Origin of the sequence: Curtobacterium sp. C1 (assembly GCF_021049325.1) — a bacterium.
GTDB classification, from domain to species: domain Bacteria; phylum Actinomycetota; class Actinomycetes; order Actinomycetales; family Microbacteriaceae; genus Curtobacterium; species Curtobacterium citreum.
On the sequence record NZ_CP088076.1, the window covers coordinates 982,318 to 998,923 of the forward strand.

Genomic DNA, 16,606 nt, shown 5'->3' on the forward strand with positions numbered 1-16,606 from the left:
GCGGAACCGGCAGCGGAATCGCCGGATACGAGCAGGAACAGCCCGCTCGCACCAGCGCACCACGCACCAGCGCAGCACGAGCACCACTCACCCACCACCAGCAGCACTCCGTAGCACCCGAATCGAAGGAGCACCACGATGCAGGCACGCACCTCCGCCCCGAACGACGTCCGCACCACCGCGAACATCACCGCACGCACCGCCGCCCGCCACGCCGCACCCCGCCGCACGGTCCGTCGACCGGTCGTCGTCGGCGGGATCGCGGCGGCCCTGGTCGCCGCCACCGTCGGACTCGCCGTCCCGCAGACCGCCACGGCAGCGACCACCGGAGCCGAGGGCTGGCTGCGCGTCGGACACCTCTCCCCGGACACGAAGAGCGTCGACGTCGAACTGACCAGCCTGTCCGGCGGCAAGAAGGTGTTCGAGCTCGACGACGTCACCTACGGCCAGGTGAGCCCGTACCAGGAGCTCCCCGTCGGGACGTACGTCCTCTCGATGCGCGCCGCCGACGCCCCGGACTCCACCCCGGTGATCTCGACCGACGTGCAAGTGCAGCAGGGCGACGCGAACACGGTCGTCGCCTACGGGAAGAACGACGCCCTGCGGACGACGGCGTTCACCGACGACCTGCAGCAGCCGGGCGACGGCAAGGCGAAGCTCCGACTGGTCCAGGCCGCGACCACCGCGAAGGAGGTCGACGTCAGCACGCCGGACGGCACCACCGTCGCCGCCGACGCAGCCTTCGGCACGGCGACGAAGTACGCGACCGTCGGTGCGGGCAAGTGGCGACTCGACGTCTCGGGCGACGGCCAGCGCGGAACCGCCGACGTGGACCTCGCGGGGAACACCGTCTCCACGCTGTTCGTCCTCGACGACAGCAAGGGCGACCTGACGGTCGTGCCCGTCACGGATGCCGCGGCCACCGCCTCGACGCCCTCCGGCGGTGTCCAGACCGGCGGCGGTGGCGCGTCCGCGGATCGGCCGTTCACCGAGTTCACGCACGCGGTCGTCGCGGCGTTCCGCTCGCTCTTCCGCTGACGGGACAGGAGGCGCGGACGACGCCGGCGGATCCGCTGAGGTGATCCGCGCCTCCATCCCGACCGTTCCCGACCACCCCGGAGAGGTGCAGCAGGCATGACCCGCAGGACCTGGATCCCCATCGCCGCCGCGGCGACGCTCGTCGTCGCCGTCGGCATCGCCCTCGTCGCCGTCCGACCCTGGGGCGGGGCCGCCCCGCAGGCGGCCGCGACCTCGAACGCCACCTCGACGTCCGCTCCGGACGTGGACCGCAGCGCAGCACAGCTCCGGTCCGACTTCCTCGACCGGTACGTGCGCGACGGTCGGGTCGTCCGCACCGACCAGGGCGGCGACACCGTGAGCGAGGGCCAGGCGTACGGCCTGCTCATCGCCTACGCGAACGACGACCGGGAGACGTTCCGCGCGATCTGGTCGTGGACCGAGCGTCACCTGCTGACCGACGACCACCTGCTGGCGTGGCGGTGGACGCCGGGGAAGGGCGTGGCGGACGAACAGCCCGCCAGCGACGCCGACCTCGACGCCGCGCGTGCCCTCGTGCTCGCCGGCGACCGTTGGGACGACCCGCGGTACACCGCGGCGGGGAAGACCCTCGCAGCGGCGATCCTCGAGCACGAGACCGCGCGCACCGACCTGGGGACGATCCTCCTGCCGGGTCCGTGGGCCGACCAGGAGCCCTACCGGTACAACGCCTCGTACGCGTCCCCGGCGGCGTTCCGCGTCCTCGAGCGTGCGACGGGCGACCGCCGGTGGGGCGAGCTCGATGCCGGCTCGCACGCCGCCACCGCGGCGGTCCTGGACCGCAGCGACCTGCCCAGCGACTGGTCACAGGTGCACGCCGACGGATCGGTGGACCCGATGCCCGCGTCCGGCGACCAGGGGCAGGTGGTGTACGGCTGGGACGCGATGCGGTTGCCGCTCCGCTACGCCGAGTCCTGCTCGGCGGACGACCGGGCGCTCGCCGGGTCGCTCGCCCCGACCCTGCGGCGCAGTACCGAGCTCGCCGCGCAGTTGGACCTGGGCGGCTCGGCCGTCACCTCCGACACCAGCGCGCTCGCCTACGCGGCGCGGGCGGCAGCCGAACGTGCCGGAGGGGCGATCCCGGCGGCCTCCGCGGACCTGCGGCGGAGCGACCGGACCTCGGCGACGACGCGCACCTACTACGGCGACGCGTGGGCGGCGCTCGGCGCGACGATGCTCACGTCGAACCTGCTCGGCGGCTGCGGGACCGACGCGGGGAGCGCCTCGTGACCGGGCGTCGGGCGGCCCAGCCGCAGCGTTCGTCCCGGGCATCCGCTGCGTGGTGGCGAGGGCGTGGTCCCGGCCGGCGCGGCGTGGTGCTCGCCGGAGTCGTCGCGGGTGTCCTCGTGGTCGGCGGCGTCGCCGGCGTGGCGGTCGCGACCACGACGGCGGGCGGCGGCCAGGCCCGGTCGGTCCCCGAGAGCAGCGCATCGGCGTCATCCGACCCCGGCGCGGCGAAGAACGACGCCGGCGCGGCGAAGAACGGGGCCGGCGCGGGAGACACCTCGGGATTCCAGGACCCAGCGGCGCCGGCCGCTCGGTCGACCGCCACCCCGGTCCGGGTGGAGATCCCCGCGATCGGCGTCTCCTCGGGACTCGAGGACCTCGGCCGCGGCCCCGCCGGCGAGCTCGATCCGCCGAAGGACTGGGACAGCGCCGGCTGGTTCGCCGACGGGATCGTCCCGGGGCAGGTCGGGCCGGCGGTCATCGCCGGCCACGTCGACAGCCCGACGAGCGCGGCGGTCTTCTTCCGGCTCGACGAGCTCGTGGCGGGCGACCAGGTGCACGTCGGCATGTCGGACGGGAGCACCCGCACGTTCACCGTCGAGCGGTCCGAACGGGCGGCGAAGTCGGCCTTCCCGACGAGCGACGTCTACGGCAGTGCGCCGACGCCCCAACTCCGCCTGATCACCTGCGACGGCACCTTCGACACGGCGACAGGGCACTACACGGACAATCTGATCGTCTTCGCAGAGCTGTCGTCAGGCTGACCGCAACGCACTTCGGTATCGTCTGACCCGACCCCGCAAGGAGCACCATGAGCAAGTCCCTGGTCATCATCCCGACCTACGACGAGGCGGAGAACGTCCGCCCCATCGTCGCGCGCACCCTCGCCGCGACCGACGACGGCGTGCACGTGCTGGTCGTCGACGACAACTCCCCGGACGGCACCGGCGACATCGCCGACGCGATCGCCCGTGAGACCGACCGGGTGCACGTGATGCACCGCACGGTCAAGGACGGCCTCGGCGGCGCGTACCTGGCGGGGTTCGCCTGGGGCCTCGAGCACGGCTACGACAAGCTCGTCGAGATGGACGCCGACGGCTCGCACCACCCGGAGTACCTCCCGTGGATGCTCGAGCTCGCCGACTCGAACGACCTGGTCCTCGGTTCCCGTTGGATCAAGGGCGGCGAGGTCGAGAACTGGCCCTGGTACCGCGAGCTGCTGTCCCGCGGCGGCAACCTGTACACCCGGATGGCGCTCGGCATCGCCGTGCGGGACGCGACGGGCGGCTTCCGGGTCTTCACCGCGTCGGCGTTCGAGCGGATCGACCTGGCCGGTGTCGCCTCGAAGGGCTACTGCTTCCAGGTCGACCTGTGCTGGCGCGCCCTCGAGGCCGGCCTGCGCGTCGTCGAGACGCCCATCACCTTCACCGAGCGCGAGTTCGGCGTCTCGAAGATGAGCGGCAACATCGTGCGCGAGAGCCTGACCCTCGTCACGAAGTGGGGCATCGACCGCCGCCTCCGAGAGCTCCGCTCGATCGTGCGTGACCACCGACGGCTGCCGTCGGTGCGCCGCAACGCGCACGCGGTCGCCGACCGCACCGCCTGACGCAGCAGGTCTGCCGGACCTGCAGGACGGACGGGAGGCGCGGTGCCGGCTGGCACCGCGCCTCCCGTCCGTCCGGTGGTCGCCCTGGTGACCACCGTCGCCGTGGTGTCCACCGTCGCCCTGGTGACTACCGGAGCACGACGATCCCGCGGCCGTCGAAGTGGACGCGGCCGTCCTCGACCGAGGCCGACCCGAACCGGTAGAGCTCCTCGCCCGAGCTGTCCGGGACCGGCACGTCCGCGGCGTCGTCGGCGAAGTGCACGACGACGTGGACGGGCGCTGCGTCGGGTCCGAGCAGCCCGCGCGTGAGCACGAGCCACCGGTCGTCCGCGTCGAAGCGGACCGCGTTCGCCTCGTAGCGGTGATCGACGAACGCCTGCTCGGTCCGACGCAGCGCGACGAGCACCCGGTAGGCGCGCAGGATCGTCGCACCCCGCTCCGAGGTGACGTCGGCCCAGTCGAGCTTGGAGTTCGTGAACGTCGTCGGGTCCTGCGGGTCGGGCACCGTCGACTCGTCCCAGCCGTGCTGCGCGAACTCCTTGATGCGTCCCTCGGCCGTCACCTTGCCGAGTTCGGGCTCCGGGTGCGAGGTGAAGAACTGCCACGGCGTCGTCGCGGCGAACTCCTCGCCCATGAACAGCATGGGCGTGAACGGCCCGAGCAGGGTCAGCGCGGCCGCGATGACGAGCGACTCGTCGTCGAGGGTCGCGGCGAGCCGGTCACCTGCGGCCCGGTTGCCGATCTGGTCGTGGTTCTGGTTCGCGACGACGAGGGCGGTCGCGGGCGAGGTCCCGCGGTCGATCGGTCGACCGTGCCGCTTCCCGCGGAACGACGACCACGTGCCGTCGTGGAAGAACCCGTGGTCCAGGACCTTCGCGAGCGCCGACAGCGGGGCGAAGTCGGCGTAGTAGCCGTTCGTCTCCCCGGTGACCGCCACGTGCACCGCGTGGTGGAAGTCGTCGGACCACTGACCGGTGAGCCCGTACCCGCCGGCTTCCTGCGGGCGGAACATGACCGGGTCGTTGAGGTCCGACTCCGCGATGAGCGACAGCGGGCGGCCGACGGACTGCGCGTACGCCTCGGTCTCGGAGGCCATCGCCTGCAGGACGTGGGGCCGGGTGGTGTCGCGGATGGCGTGCACCGCGTCGAGCCGGAGTCCGTCGACGTGGTGGTCGCGGAACCACATGCGCACGTTGTCGAGCACGTACCGGCGGACCTCGGGGTCCTCGACGTTGACCGAGTCACCCCACGTGTTGCCGAGCCCCTGGAGCAGGTACGGCCCGTACAGCGGCAGGTAGTTCCCGCTGGGCCCGAGGTGGTTGTACACGACGTCCTGGATGACGCCGAGGCCGAGCGCGTGCGCCGTGTCGACGAACCGGTCGTAGGCGTCGGGACCGCCGTAGGGGTGGTGCACGGCGAACCAGCCGACACCGTCGTAGCCCCAGTTCCACTCGCCGTTCACCGCGTTGACGGGGAGCAGCTCGACGAACTCCACCCCGAGCTCGACGAGGTGGTCGAGCTTGGCGGCCGCGGCGTCGAGCGTGCCCTCGGGGGTGAAGGTGCCGACGTGCATCTCGTAGATCACGGCCCCACGGGCGGGCCGACCGGTCCACGAATCGTCGGTCCAGGCGAAGCGCTCGGGGTCCACGACCTCGGACGGGCCGTGCACGCCCTCGGGCTGGTACCGGCTGCGCGGATCGGGTCGGACGGAGTCGTCGTCGTCGATGCGGAAGCCGTAGCGCGCGCCGACGACGGGGACGACCTCGTCGGTCGCCCACCAGTCGTCCTCGCCGCGGGTCATGGCGTACTCGGTACCGTCGACGACCAGGCGTACGCGCTCGGGGTTCGGCGCCCAGACGGCGTAGCGGGCGGGAACGGTCATGCGTGACCCTCCAGGATCTCGATCTCGGCCTGCTGGTCGGAGACCGCAGCGGTGTTGTTCGTGCTCGTGCCGGGGTCCGCGCCGGACGTCACCGGTGCGGCGTCGTGCTCGGCTCCGGTGGGGTCGGCGTCGGCGACGTCCACCGGGACGAGCAGGGCGACGGGCAGGTCGGAGAGCAGCGCCGACAGGGCGATGCCGCGGGACGCCGGGAAGCGACGACCGGTCAGCAGGTCGACCCGGTCGGCCGGCACCGGGTGGACGAGCGTGTCGCCCCACCCTCCGACGCGCTCGAGCCCGACGGGCAGCCGCGTCGCGACCGTCACGGCACCGCCGCGGTCGAACGCGAGCACGTGGTCGGCGGCGATGCCGGTGGCCTCGAGCCCGAGGTACCGGGTGAAGAGCTCGGGGTGGTCGCGTCGGACCCGCAGGGCGCGGCTCGTCACGAGGACCTTCGCCGCACCGTCCAGGCCGACCTCGGGTAGCTGCTCCGGACCGGTGCCCTCGGGGCCGTCGAGCGTCGCGAGGACGTGCCGCAGCTCCGTGTGGTCGACCGGGCGGCGGTTGTCCGGGTCGACGAGCGAGCGGTCCCACGCCTCGGTGCCCTGGTAGACGTCCGGGACGCCCGGCATCGTCAGCTGGACCAGCTTCTGCGCGAGCCCGTTCGACCAGCCGGCCGCGTCGATCGTGCGGTCGAGTTCGTCGAGCACCGCGACCACGCGCGGGTCGTCGAACGCGGCGTCCACGAGGGCGTGCATCTGCTGTTCGAAGGCCTCGTCCGGTTCGGTCCAGGTCGTGCTGTCCCCGGCTTCGCGCGAGGCCTTCTCGGCGTACGCGTGCAGGCGCTCGCGGCTGGCCGGTCGGGCACCCACGATCGCCTGCCAGAGCAGGTCCGCGAACACCGCGTCGTCGAGCGGCGCGAGGGCGTTCAGCTGCTCGAGGGCGCTCGACCACTCCGACCCGAGCTCGGCGAGCACCGCGATGCGGGCGCGGGTGTCCTCGCTCCGCTTGGTGTCGTGCGTGGTCAGCGTGGTCATCGTGTGCGGCCAGCTGCCCTGACGCTCGCGCTGCGCCTGGTGGAAGTCGTCGACCGACACCGCGAACACGCTCGGGTCGCCGCCGACCTCGCTCAGGGAGCTCAGGCGCGACGTCCGGTAGAACGCGGTGTCCTCGACGCCCTTCGCCATCACCATGCCGGAGGTCTGCTGCAGGCGGAGCGCCGCGGCGTGCCCGGGGTCGACGAGCGCCGGCGCGATCCGGTCGATCACGTCGTCCAGGTCCGGTCGCGTCTCGGCCGCGCGCTCCAGGGCGGCGATCAGGTGGTGGACGCCCTCGGGCAGGTAGGTGCGGTAGACGTCGAACGATGCGACGATCTCGGCCACCGCGTCGACCACGCGCTCCTGCGGCAGGTCACCGGCCGTCGACGCGAGGAGCCGGGCGAGTCGCGCGACCTCGCTGCCGAGGATCCCGTCGGCGATGCCCCGGCGGGTGTCGTGGGTCAGCTGCTGCCAGTCGGTCGGTTCGGCACCGGACGCGGCGGTCAGCGCCTCTTCGCCCGCGGGGTCGACGAAGACGCGGTCGACGACGCCGAGCGCGTCGTAGCCGGTGGTGCCGTCGACGGGCCACGAGGACGGGAGCTGCTCGCCCGGCTCGAGGATCTTCTCGACCAGCGTGTAGGCCCCGCCGGTCAGGTCCGCGAGGTCCTGCAGGTACCCGGCCGGGTCGTACAGGCCGTCCGGGTGGTCGATCCGCAGGCCGTCGACGAGCCCGTCGCGGAACCAGCCGCCGATCGTGTCGTGCGAGGCCGCGAACACCTCGGGCTCCTCGACGCGGATCGCCGCGAGGGTGTTCACCGCGAAGAACCGGCGGTAGTTCAGCTCGTGGTCCGCGCGCTTCCAGTGCACGAACGCGTAGTGCTGGCGGGCGTGCACGGTCTCGACGTCGTCGCCGTCCTGCACGGTGCCGGGAGCGGTCGGGTAGGCGGTCTCGCCGACGTACAGCCGACCGTCACGCAGCTCGACGGCGTCGAGCAGGCGGTCGTCGAGCACGGGGACGCGGACCTTGCCGTCGCCGGCTTCCCAGTCGACGTCGAACGCCCACGCGACCGGGCTGGCCTGGCCCTGTTCGAGCAGCGACCACCACCACGGGTTCGCCTCGGGTGTCGCGACGCCGACGTGGTTCGGGACGACGTCGACGAGCACGCCGAGTCCGGCGGCGTGGGCGGCCTCGGCGAGCCCGCGCAGCGCTGCGTCGCCGCCGCGCTCGGTGTCGACGTGGGAGTGGTCGACGACGTCGTAGCCGTGCTGCGAACCGGGCTCTGCCTGCAGCACGGGGGAGAGGTACACCCAGTCGGCGCCGAGGTCGCGGATGTGCTCGACCACGTCCTGCGCCCGGGTCAGGTCGAAGTCGGGTGTGACCTGCAGTCGGTAGGTGGACGTGGGGACGCGTCTGGCGGTCACCTGGTGGCTCCTGTGCTGTCGGGTTCGGGAGTGGCGCTGTCGTCGGCCGGCTCGGAGCTCGCGGGCTCGGAGCTCGCGGGCTCGGAGGTCGACGGGTCGGTGCCCGCTGGGTCCGTCGCCGAGGTGGTGGGCGAGGCCGCGGGGTTGGTCGGCGTGGACGGCTTCGTGTCCGTGGCGGCGTCGACCGGGGCCGTCGTCACCTCGTGGTCCGGCTCGGCACGGAGCACGATCATCGACCGCGCGGGGACGTCGAGCGGCGTCCCGGCGTCGAGGACCTCGTCGCGGGCACCCGGGTCGGCGGTGTCGATCCGCACGGTCCACCCCGGCGAGTACTCCTCCGGGGGCAGGGTGAACGTCACGACGTCGTCGTGCGCGTTGTAGTACGTCAGGAACGCCACGTCGGTGACCCGCTCGCCCCAGCGGTCGCGCCCGCGGATGCCCTCGCCGTTCAGGTACATGCCGACGCTCTTGCCGAAGCCGGAGTCCCAGTCCTCGGGGTCCATCGCATCACCGGAGGGCGTCAGCCACACGACGTCGGGGAGCGGCTCGCCCTCGCTCCGGCGGACCGGACGGCCGTTGAAGTACCGCGTGCGGCGGAAGGTCGGGTGGTCGTGCCGGAGCTTCACGACGTCGGCGGTGAACTGGATGAGCTCGTCGTCGGCGTGCTCCCAGTCGATCCAGCTGATCGGCGAGTCCTGGGCGTAGACGTTGTTGTTGCCGCCCTGGGTCCGCCCGAGCTCGTCACCGTGCGCGATCATCGGCACGCCCTGGCTGAGGAGCAGCGTCGCGAGGAAGTTCCGGCGACGCTGCAGCCGGAGCGCGTGCACCGCCGGGTCGTCGGTCGGCCCCTCGACGCCGGAGTTCCACGAGCGGTTGTGGCTCTCGCCGTCGTTGTTGTCCTCGCCGTTGGCCTCGTTGTGCTTCTCGTTGTAGGCGACGAGGTCGTACAGCGTGAAGCCGTCGTGGGCGGTGATGAAGTTGATGCTCGCCTTGGGGGTCCGGCCGTCGTGCTCGTACAGGTCGGCCGACCCGGAGATGCGGGACGCGAACTCGCCGAGGGTCGACGGCTCACCGCGCCAGAAGTCGCGCACGGTGTCGCGGTACTTGCCGTTCCACTCGGACCACTGCGGCGGGAAGTTGCCGACCTGGTAGCCGCCGGGACCGACGTCCCACGGTTCCGCGATGAGCTTGACCTGCGACACGATCGGGTCCTGCTGGACCAGTTCGAAGAAGGCTGCGAGCCGGTCGACCTCGTAGAACTCCCGCGCCAGGGCGGCCGCGAGGTCGAAGCGGAACCCGTCCACGTGCATCTCGGTCACCCAGTACCGCAGCGAGTCCATGATCAGCTGCAGCGAGTGCGGGTGACCCACGTTGAGCGAGTTGCCGGTGCCCGTGGTGTCCATGTAGTACCGCTTGTCGTCCTCGACCAGGCGGTAGTAGGCGGCGTTGTCGATACCGCGGAACGACAGCGTCGGCCCGAGGTGGTTGCCCTCGGCGGTGTGGTTGTAGACGACGTCGAGCACGACCTCGATCCCCGCACGGTGCAGCTCGCGCACCATCGCCTTGAACTCCTGCACCTGCTGCCCGCGGTCGCCGGACGACGAGTAGTGCGAGTGCGGCGCGAAGAACCCGATGGTGTTGTAGCCCCAGTAGTTCGACAGCCCCTTCTCCTGCAGGGTGGAGTCGTTCACGAACTGGTGCACCGGCATGAGCTCGAGGGTGGTGACGCCCAGACGCTTCAGGTGCTCGATGACCGCCGGGTGCGCGACGCCGGCGTAGGTGCCCCGTTGTTCTTCGGGGACGTCGGGGTGCGTCTCTGTGAGGCCCTTGACGTGGGCCTCGTAGATGACGGTCTCGCCGTACGGGATGCCCGGCGACCGGTCGCCCTGCCAGTCGAAGAAGGGGTTGATGACGACCCCCTTCATCATGTGGGGCGCCGAGTCCTGGTCGTCGGTCGAGTCCGGGTCGCCGAACGTGTACGAGAACAGCGCCTGGTCCCAGTCGATGTCGCCACTGGTCGCCTTGGCGTAGGGGTCGAGGAGCAGCTTGTTCGGGTTGCCGCGCAGTCCGCTCGCCGGGTCGTACGGGGCGTGCACGCGGAAGCCGTACTCCTGCCCCGGTGCCACGTTGGGCAGGTACGCGTGCCAGACGTGCGCGTCGACCTCGACCAGGTCGACGCACTCCTCGTTCCCAGCGTCGTCGAAGAGGCACAGTTCCACGCGGTCGGCGACCTCGCTGAACAGGGCGAAGTTCGTGCCGCTGCCGTCGTAGGTCGCCCCGAGGGGGTACGGACTGCCGGGCCAGGTGTGCAAACGGTCCTCCAGGTGTGGGTGTCGCCAACGTATCGGCGCGGCCCCTCCGCGTCCGCAGACAAGCCCCAGCAGTGGACGAGGGTGACTCCGCGCGTCGCTGTGGAGGAGTGGCCGAGTAGCCTCGCGCGCATGGCCAACATCGTGAGTCAGATCGCAGACAAGGTGCGCCCGATCGGCGTCTCCACCAACTACGGCGAGCCGGTCGAGGTCGGCGACCAGACCCTCATCCCGGTGTCGCTGGGCTGGTTCGGCTTCGGCGGCGGCGGGGACGGCGACGACAACGGCGGCGGGGGTGGCGGCGGCGTGTCGATCCCCGTCGGCGCCTACGTGCGCCGTCCCGGACAAGACCTGCAGTTCGAGCCGAACCTCATCTCGCTGCTCGCGGTCAGCATCCCGACCATCTGGGTGACCGGCAAGGCGCTCGCCAAGGTGGTCCGCGCACTCAAGAAGTGACCACAGGACGGACGGGAGGATCGTGGCGACGCCGCCACGGTCCTCCCGTCCGTCATCTGGTCGTCACCCGTCTAGACTGCTGCCACACACACGGGAGTCCGGGACCACCGGGCTGAGAGGGAGCGAACGGCGCTCCGACCGTCGAACCTGATCCGGGTCATGCCGGCGCAGGGAGGAGTCAGCACCATGCCTGCAACCATGCAGTCCACCGTCCCGTCCACCACCCTCCGGCGGTCGCTCCGCTGGCGCGTGGTCGACATCGTCGTCGCCAGCGTCCTCGCGGTCGCGATCGGCGTCGTCTTCAAGCTCTGGGAGTTCGGCTACGAGCCGCTCAGTGCGGGAGCCGCCCTCGTCCTGCCGGGATCGCAGTCGCTGTTCGGCGGCGTCTGGCTGCTCGCCGGGCCGATCGTCGCGATCGTCGTGCGGAAGCCCGGAGCCGCCCTGTACGCCGAGATGGTCGCCGCCTCGGTCGAGGCGCTGCTCGGCACGCAGTGGGGGTGGCTGACGCTCGAGGCCGGCCTCGTGCAGGGCCTCGGCGCCGAGCTCGTCCTCGCGCTGTTCCTGTACCGCGTGTACCGGCTGCCGGTCGTCGTCCTCGCGGGCGCGGCCGCCGGGCTCGCGCTCGGCATCAACGACACCGTCCTGTGGTACCCGGGGCTCGACGCCGGGTTCAAGGCCGTCTACGTCGTGTGCGCCGTGGTCTCCGGCGCCGTCATCGCGGGTGCCGGGTCCTGGGCCATCGTCCGGGCGCTCGCCGCGACCGGAGTCCTGTCGCAGTTCGCGGTCGGCCGGGAGCACGCCAAGCGCACGACCCGCAGCGCGGCGTGACGGCCGTGTCCGCCGGTCGCGCGGACGCAGCGCCCGCGACCCAGGTCCCGGCGAGCACCGGCCCGGCCGGCATCGTCTTCCGTGACTGGGGGTGGCGCTACGCCGCCCGCGACGAGTGGGCGGTCCGCGGAGTCGACCTCGCGGTGCGCCCGGGGGAGCGGGTCGCCGTCGTCGGACCGTCCGGCGCGGGCAAGTCGACGCTGCTGCGGGCCGTCGCCGCGGTGCTGCCCGACGAGCCGGACCCCGAGGACGACACCGCCGCGGCCGTCCAGGGCACGGTGCTCGTCGACGATGCCGCACCGGGGACGGTCCGCGGGCGGGTCGGCCTCGTCATGCAGGACCCCGAGGCGCACACCGTGATGTCGCGCGTCGGGGACGACGTCGCGTTCGGTTGCGAGAACACCGGCGTGCCGCGGGACGAGACCTGGCGGCGCGTCCGGTCGGCGCTCGACGTGGTCGGCCTCGACCTGCCCCTCGACCGGTCCACGACCGCGCTGTCCGGCGGGCAGCGGCAGCGGCTCGCACTCGCGGGCGTGCTCGCGATGCGTCCCGGCGCGCTCGTGCTCGACGAGCCGTGCGCGAACCTCGACCCGGACGGCGTGCGTCAGGTGCACGACGCCGTGCGCGCGGTCCTCGACGAGACCGGTGCGACGCTGCTCGTCGTCGAGCACCGGATCGGCACCTGGCTCGACCTGGTCGACCGGCTCGTGCTGCTCGCTCCCGCCGGCGGGGTCGTCGCGGACGGCACGCCGACCGAGGTCCTCGCCGCGCACGGTCCGGCGCTCGCGGCGGCGGGCGTGTGGGTGCCCGGGTCGGAGCCCGCTCGGGGCTCGGCTCGGCAGGCGGTCCCCGGGGAGGACCGCGCGCACGCTCGGGCGCTGCTCGATGCTCGGGGACTCGCGACGGCGCGCGGCCGGGGGCACCGGGTCGGCAGCGGCATCGACCTGACGGTCCGGCGCGGGCGTGTGCTGGCGGTGACCGGGCCGAACGGCGTCGGGAAGTCGACGCTCGGCCTGACGCTCGCCGGGCTGCTCGCGCCCGACGCCGGCGTCCTCGAGGCCACCTCCGCCCTCCGGCAAGGCCTGGCCGGGGCGGCGCCGTCGTCCTGGTCCAGCCGAGAGCTCGCCGGCCGGATCGGGACGGTGTTCCAGGACCCCGAGCACCAGTTCGTCGCGGCCACCGTACGGCAGGAGCTCGCCGCCGGACCTCGGGCGCTCGGTCAAGCGGACGTCGAGGACCGGGTGGATCGGGTGCTCGACGACCTCGGCTTGGCGCACCTGGCGGACGCGAACCCCTTCACGCTGTCCGGCGGCGAGCAGCGACGGCTCGCGATCGGCACGGTACTCGCGGCGGAGCCCGACGTGCTCGTGCTCGACGAGCCGACCTCCGGACAGGACCGCGCCACGTGGCAGGCCGTCGTGGACCGGCTCGGCGCGCTCGCGGACGCGGGGACGGCTGTCGTCGCCGTGACGCACGACCGTGACCTGGTGCGGGCGCTCGACGCGGACGAGGTGGTGCTCGGCCCGGAGGGCTTGCGACCAGCCGGCCCGGGCGGTCTGCGGCCGACCGGCCCGGGGACGGCGGACGGTGTCGTCGCCGACGTGACGGGGGATGCCCGGCCGGTCGTCCCGGGGACCGCAGCGGACGCGCGAGGGCGATCCGTGCCTCCCGCCCGGCCCCGCGGGATCCGCGGGGTGCAGCCCGTCGCGTCCCTGCTCGGGGTGCTCGCGCTCGGCCTGCTGCTCGTCCTGAGCCTGGACGTCGTGTCCGCAGCCGTCGCGCTCCTGCTCGAGGTCCTGCTGCTGCCGCTGCTCCGCATCCCCTGGCGCACGCTCCTGCTCCGGACCGCACCCCTGACCGCAGCGGTCCCGCTGACGGCCGTGAGCATCGCGCTGTACGGCCGGCCGTCCGGACGCGAGTGGTTCGACCTCGGCTTCGTGCACGTCACCGACGGGTCGCTCGAGCTCGCCCTGGCCACCGCGCTTCGGGTGCTCGCCGTCGGACTGCCGGCGATTGCACTGTTCGTGCGGGTCGACCCGACCGACCTGGCGGACGGGCTGGCGCAGCTCCTGCGGCTGCCAGCGCGGTTCGTGCTCGGGGCGCTGGCGGCGGTGCGGATGACGACCCTGCTCGGCGGGGACTGGCGGCAGCTGCGCAGTGCCCGGCGTGCCCGGGGGTTGGCCGACACCGGGCGGCTGCGTCGGGGTGCATCGATGGCGTTCGCGCTGCTCGTGCTCGCGCTCCGGCGGGCGACGACGCTCGCGGTGGCGATGGAGTCGCGAGGGTTCGGGGCGCCGGGTCGGCGGACGTGGGCGCGACCGGCGCGCTTCGGCGGCCCCGAGTGGGCGATGGTCGCGGTGCTCGTCGGGATCGGTGCGGTCTCGGTCGCGGTGGCGGTGGGCGCGGGGACGTGGCGTGTCTGACGGGGTCGTGGACGGCCTCGCGGCTGCGGCGACAGCTGCCGCTGCCGCTGCCGCTGCTGGTGCTGCTCCGGATCTCCGTGCGGCTTCCGGGCGGGGGCGGCTCGTCGTGCTGGTCGACGGGCGCTCGGGGACCGGCAAGACGACGCTCGGCGACGCCCTCGGGGACCGGCTCGGCGCCCGGGTCGTGCACCTCGACGACGTCTACCCGGGGTGGGACGGGCTCCGTGCGGCGGCTGACGCGGTGGTGACGGACGTCCTCGGCGCCCACTCCGGCTACCGGCGGTGGGACTGGACGACGTCGAGCCCGGCGGGGTGGGAGTCGATCGACCCGGGCGTGCCGCTCGTCGTCGAGGGGTGCGGTGCGCTGTCCCGGGCCTCGGCGCCGCTCGCGACCTTCCGCGTCTGGCTCGAGGCGGACGACACCGTCCGGCGCGACCGGGCGATCGGCCGTGACGGCGAGGTCTTCGCCCGCGAGTGGGACCGGTGGGCAGCGCAGGAGGCGTCCTTCATCGCGGCGGAGGACCCGGCGGCGCTGGCCGACCTGGTGGTGCGGACGTAGGGGGGCGGGTGGACCCGGGGTCGCGCTGTGCGTGGACTCGTGGTCGCTCCCCGGGTGGACTCGTGGTCGCTCCGCGGGTGGACTCGTGGTCGCTCCGCGGGTGGACTCGTGGTCGCCACGTGGGTGGATTCGTGGTCGCTACGCCCATCCGAGTTCGTGCAGCCGCTCGTCGTCGATCCCGTAGAAGTGCCCGATCTCGTGCACCAGCGTCGTGTGGACCTCGTCCCGGAGTTCCTCGACGGTGTCGCACTCCAGCAGGTGCTGCTTCCGGAACACCACGATCCGGTCCGGGAGCTCGCCGAAGCCGTACTGGCCACGCTCGGTCGCGGCGACCCCGTCGTAGACGCCGAACAGGTCGGAACCGTCCTCGGGTTCGTCCTCGACGACGAAGACGACGTTGTCGAGTCCGTCGACCATCTCGTCGGGCAGCCGGTCGAGCTCGTCGGTCACGAGCTGCTCGAACGCGTCGGCGGACATCTCCATCACGGGCACGATCGTGGCACATGCGCATCCGAGAACGACGAAGGCCCCGTCCATCAGGACGGGGCCTTCGTCAACCGGGTGAGTAACGGGTCTCGAACCCGCGACCTCCTAGACCACAACCAGGCGCTCTACCAACTGAGCTATACCCACCATGCTGACCCCGGACTGGCCGGAGCAACCCCTCAATAGTAGTACATGCCGCGGCCTGCGCGGACCACTACTCGGCGGCGGGCTGGGCGAGCCGCGGGGCCCACTGCTCGACCACCGAGGCGGCGACGGCACGCACGTCCTCGGTCGTCGGACCGGGCTCGGGGATGAAGCCCGCGCGGCGGTAGTACTCGAGCTCGCGGATGGACTCGAGGATGTCGGCGAGGGCACGGTGCCCGCCGTGCTTCTCCGGCGCGTTGAAGTACACGCGCGGGAACCAGCGGCGGCAGAGCTCCTTGATGCTGGAGACGTCGACGCTGCGGTAGTGCAGGTGGCCGTCCACGCGCGGCATGTACTTGGCGAGGAAGGCGCGGTCGGTGCCGATCGTGTTGCCGGCCAGGGGAGCGGAGCCCTCGGCGGGGACGTGCTGGAGGATGTACTCGAGCACCTGGTACTCGGCGTCGGCCAGGCTCACACCGTGCGGGATCTCGTCGATGAGGCCCGAGGTCGTGTGCATGTTCGTGACGAACTCGTTCATGTTGTCGAGCGCGGACTGGTCCGGCTTGATGACGATGTCGAACCCGGGGTGCACCGGGACGAGGTCGAAGTCGGTGATGACGACGGCCACCTCGACGAGCTCGTCGACCTGGAGGTCCAGGCCGGTCATCTCGCAGTCGATCCAGACGAGGCGGTCGTTCGCAGTTGCCATGCCGACGATCCTATTCCGCGGGTGTGACGCTGCTGCCCGCGCTCCGACTCCTGTGGACGGCGACCACGCTGCCGGGCGCGCAGGGACCGGCCGCGCCCCGTGCTGGTGCGCCGCGTGGCGGAGTCGACCCGTGCCTCCCGTCCGAGCCGACCGAGCCGGCCGAGCTGTCCGAGCCGGCCGAGCCGTCCGACTCGGGCGACCAGCCGCTGCGCTGTCCGCGAGCGGGCGGAATCGGCGCGCCGTCCGCCGGACTCCTTGCACGTTCCGCCCGCTCGCGTTCCAGCGCTGCTGACTGACGCCGTCCGACGCACGTCCCGCTCGCGGAGGGGCACGGTGCTGGCGCATCCACGGCTCACGGATCCAGCCCGCGAGCGGGCGAAAACCGACCCGCTCGCCAGGAGGCCGCCGCGCATTCCGCCCGCTCGCCCGCTCGCCCGCTCGCCCGCTCGCCCGCTCGCCCGCTCG

The 16,606-nt window shown here is 72.7% G+C and carries 13 protein-coding genes, 1 tRNA gene and 1 riboswitch; of the genes, 8 read left to right on the top strand and 6 right to left on the bottom strand.

The window, feature by feature from the left end:
* Positions 1-138 precede the first annotated feature (138 nt).
* The 4 genes from LQK89_RS04830 (at position 139) to LQK89_RS04845 (ending at position 3,889) form a co-directional block, all read left to right on the top strand.
* Positions 139-1,038, top strand: a complete 900-nt coding sequence (locus tag LQK89_RS04830) for a DUF4397 domain-containing protein (RefSeq protein WP_231050355.1) — start codon at positions 139-141, stop codon at positions 1,036-1,038.
* A gap of 96 nt (positions 1,039-1,134) precedes the next feature.
* The gene (locus LQK89_RS04835) at positions 1,135-2,286 is read left to right on the top strand and encodes a glycosyl hydrolase family 8 (protein ID WP_231050356.1); all 1,152 of its coding nucleotides are present in this window, start codon (positions 1,135-1,137) and stop codon (positions 2,284-2,286) included.
* Between the two features lie 83 nt (positions 2,287-2,369).
* Positions 2,370-3,047 (top strand): class F sortase, encoded by a 678-nt coding sequence (locus LQK89_RS04840; protein ID WP_231050357.1) that lies wholly within the window; start codon positions 2,370-2,372, stop codon positions 3,045-3,047.
* A gap of 47 nt (positions 3,048-3,094) precedes the next feature.
* The gene (locus LQK89_RS04845) at positions 3,095-3,889 is read left to right on the top strand and encodes a polyprenol monophosphomannose synthase (protein WP_231050358.1); all 795 of its coding nucleotides are present in this window, start codon (positions 3,095-3,097) and stop codon (positions 3,887-3,889) included.
* A gap of 127 nt (positions 3,890-4,016) precedes the next feature.
* Here the strand turns inward: LQK89_RS04845 and treZ are convergent, their stop codons facing one another.
* From treZ to glgX, 3 genes are read right to left on the bottom strand one after another with little or no spacing between them, the layout of a single operon-like run.
* Positions 4,017-5,771, bottom strand: a complete 1,755-nt coding sequence (gene treZ / locus LQK89_RS04850) for a malto-oligosyltrehalose trehalohydrolase (protein WP_174778645.1) — start codon at positions 5,769-5,771, stop codon at positions 4,017-4,019.
* Positions 5,768-8,227, bottom strand: coding sequence for a malto-oligosyltrehalose synthase (treY, locus tag LQK89_RS04855; RefSeq protein ID WP_231050359.1), 2,460 nt, complete (start codon positions 8,225-8,227; stop codon positions 5,768-5,770). Before treY ends, treZ begins: the two co-directional genes overlap by 4 nt.
* Positions 8,224-10,539 carry a glycogen debranching protein GlgX gene (gene glgX / locus LQK89_RS04860; protein WP_231050360.1) on the bottom strand — a complete coding sequence of 772 codons (2,316 nt, stop codon included), beginning with the start codon at positions 10,537-10,539 and terminating at the stop codon, positions 8,224-8,226. The genes treY and glgX overlap by 4 nt, the downstream gene beginning before the upstream one ends.
* A 129-nt stretch (positions 10,540-10,668) precedes the next feature.
* Here glgX and LQK89_RS04865 point away from each other — a divergent pair, with 129 nt between their 5' ends.
* The 4 genes from LQK89_RS04865 to LQK89_RS04880 all read left to right on the top strand — a co-directional run bounded on the left by LQK89_RS04865 (position 10,669) and on the right by LQK89_RS04880 (position 14,802).
* Positions 10,669-10,992: a hypothetical protein gene (locus LQK89_RS04865; protein ID WP_058769316.1), complete on the top strand. Its 324-nt coding sequence runs from the start codon at positions 10,669-10,671 to the stop codon at positions 10,990-10,992.
* An 80-nt stretch (positions 10,993-11,072) separates the two neighbouring features.
* Positions 11,073-11,184, top strand: a riboswitch (TPP riboswitch).
* Positions 11,179-11,820: an ECF transporter S component gene (locus tag LQK89_RS04870; protein WP_058740494.1), complete on the top strand. Its 642-nt coding sequence runs from the start codon at positions 11,179-11,181 to the stop codon at positions 11,818-11,820. (Overlaps the previous riboswitch by 6 nt.)
* Positions 11,817-14,243: an ATP-binding cassette domain-containing protein gene (locus LQK89_RS04875; protein WP_231050361.1), complete on the top strand. Its 2,427-nt coding sequence runs from the start codon at positions 11,817-11,819 to the stop codon at positions 14,241-14,243. Before LQK89_RS04870 ends, LQK89_RS04875 begins: the two co-directional genes overlap by 4 nt.
* The gene (locus tag LQK89_RS04880) at positions 14,236-14,802 is read left to right on the top strand and encodes an ATP-binding protein (RefSeq protein ID WP_231050362.1); all 567 of its coding nucleotides are present in this window, start codon (positions 14,236-14,238) and stop codon (positions 14,800-14,802) included. Before LQK89_RS04875 ends, LQK89_RS04880 begins: the two co-directional genes overlap by 8 nt.
* Positions 14,803-14,940: 138 nt before the next feature.
* Here LQK89_RS04880 and LQK89_RS04885 read toward each other — a convergent pair whose 3' ends face one another.
* The 3 genes from LQK89_RS04885 to orn all read right to left on the bottom strand — a co-directional run bounded on the left by LQK89_RS04885 (position 14,941) and on the right by orn (position 16,141).
* Complete coding sequence (locus tag LQK89_RS04885; RefSeq protein ID WP_058740497.1) at positions 14,941-15,285, bottom strand: metallopeptidase family protein; 345 nt, start codon at positions 15,283-15,285, stop codon at positions 14,941-14,943.
* A gap of 77 nt (positions 15,286-15,362) precedes the next feature.
* Positions 15,363-15,435 (bottom strand) — tRNA-His (locus LQK89_RS04890).
* A gap of 67 nt (positions 15,436-15,502) precedes the next feature.
* Entirely contained in the window at positions 15,503-16,141 is a 639-nt protein-coding gene (gene orn / locus LQK89_RS04895; protein WP_058740498.1) for an oligoribonuclease, read from the bottom strand.
* Positions 16,142-16,606 lie beyond the last annotated feature (465 nt).

Coding starts and splice junctions, on each gene's coding strand:
- LQK89_RS04835 (WP_231050356.1), top strand. CDS start 1,135: ATGACCCGCAGGACCTGGATCCCCATCGCCGCCGCGGCGACGCTCGTC.
- LQK89_RS04885 (WP_058740497.1), bottom strand. CDS start 15,285: ATGGAGATGTCCGCCGACGCGTTCGAGCAGCTCGTGACCGACGAGCTC.
- LQK89_RS04845 (WP_231050358.1), top strand. CDS start 3,095: ATGAGCAAGTCCCTGGTCATCATCCCGACCTACGACGAGGCGGAGAAC.
- LQK89_RS04830 (WP_231050355.1), top strand. CDS start 139: ATGCAGGCACGCACCTCCGCCCCGAACGACGTCCGCACCACCGCGAAC.
- treZ (WP_174778645.1), bottom strand. CDS start 5,771: ATGACCGTTCCCGCCCGCTACGCCGTCTGGGCGCCGAACCCCGAGCGC.
- orn (WP_058740498.1), bottom strand. CDS start 16,141: ATGGCAACTGCGAACGACCGCCTCGTCTGGATCGACTGCGAGATGACC.
- LQK89_RS04870 (WP_058740494.1), top strand. CDS start 11,179: ATGCCTGCAACCATGCAGTCCACCGTCCCGTCCACCACCCTCCGGCGG.
- LQK89_RS04865 (WP_058769316.1), top strand. CDS start 10,669: ATGGCCAACATCGTGAGTCAGATCGCAGACAAGGTGCGCCCGATCGGC.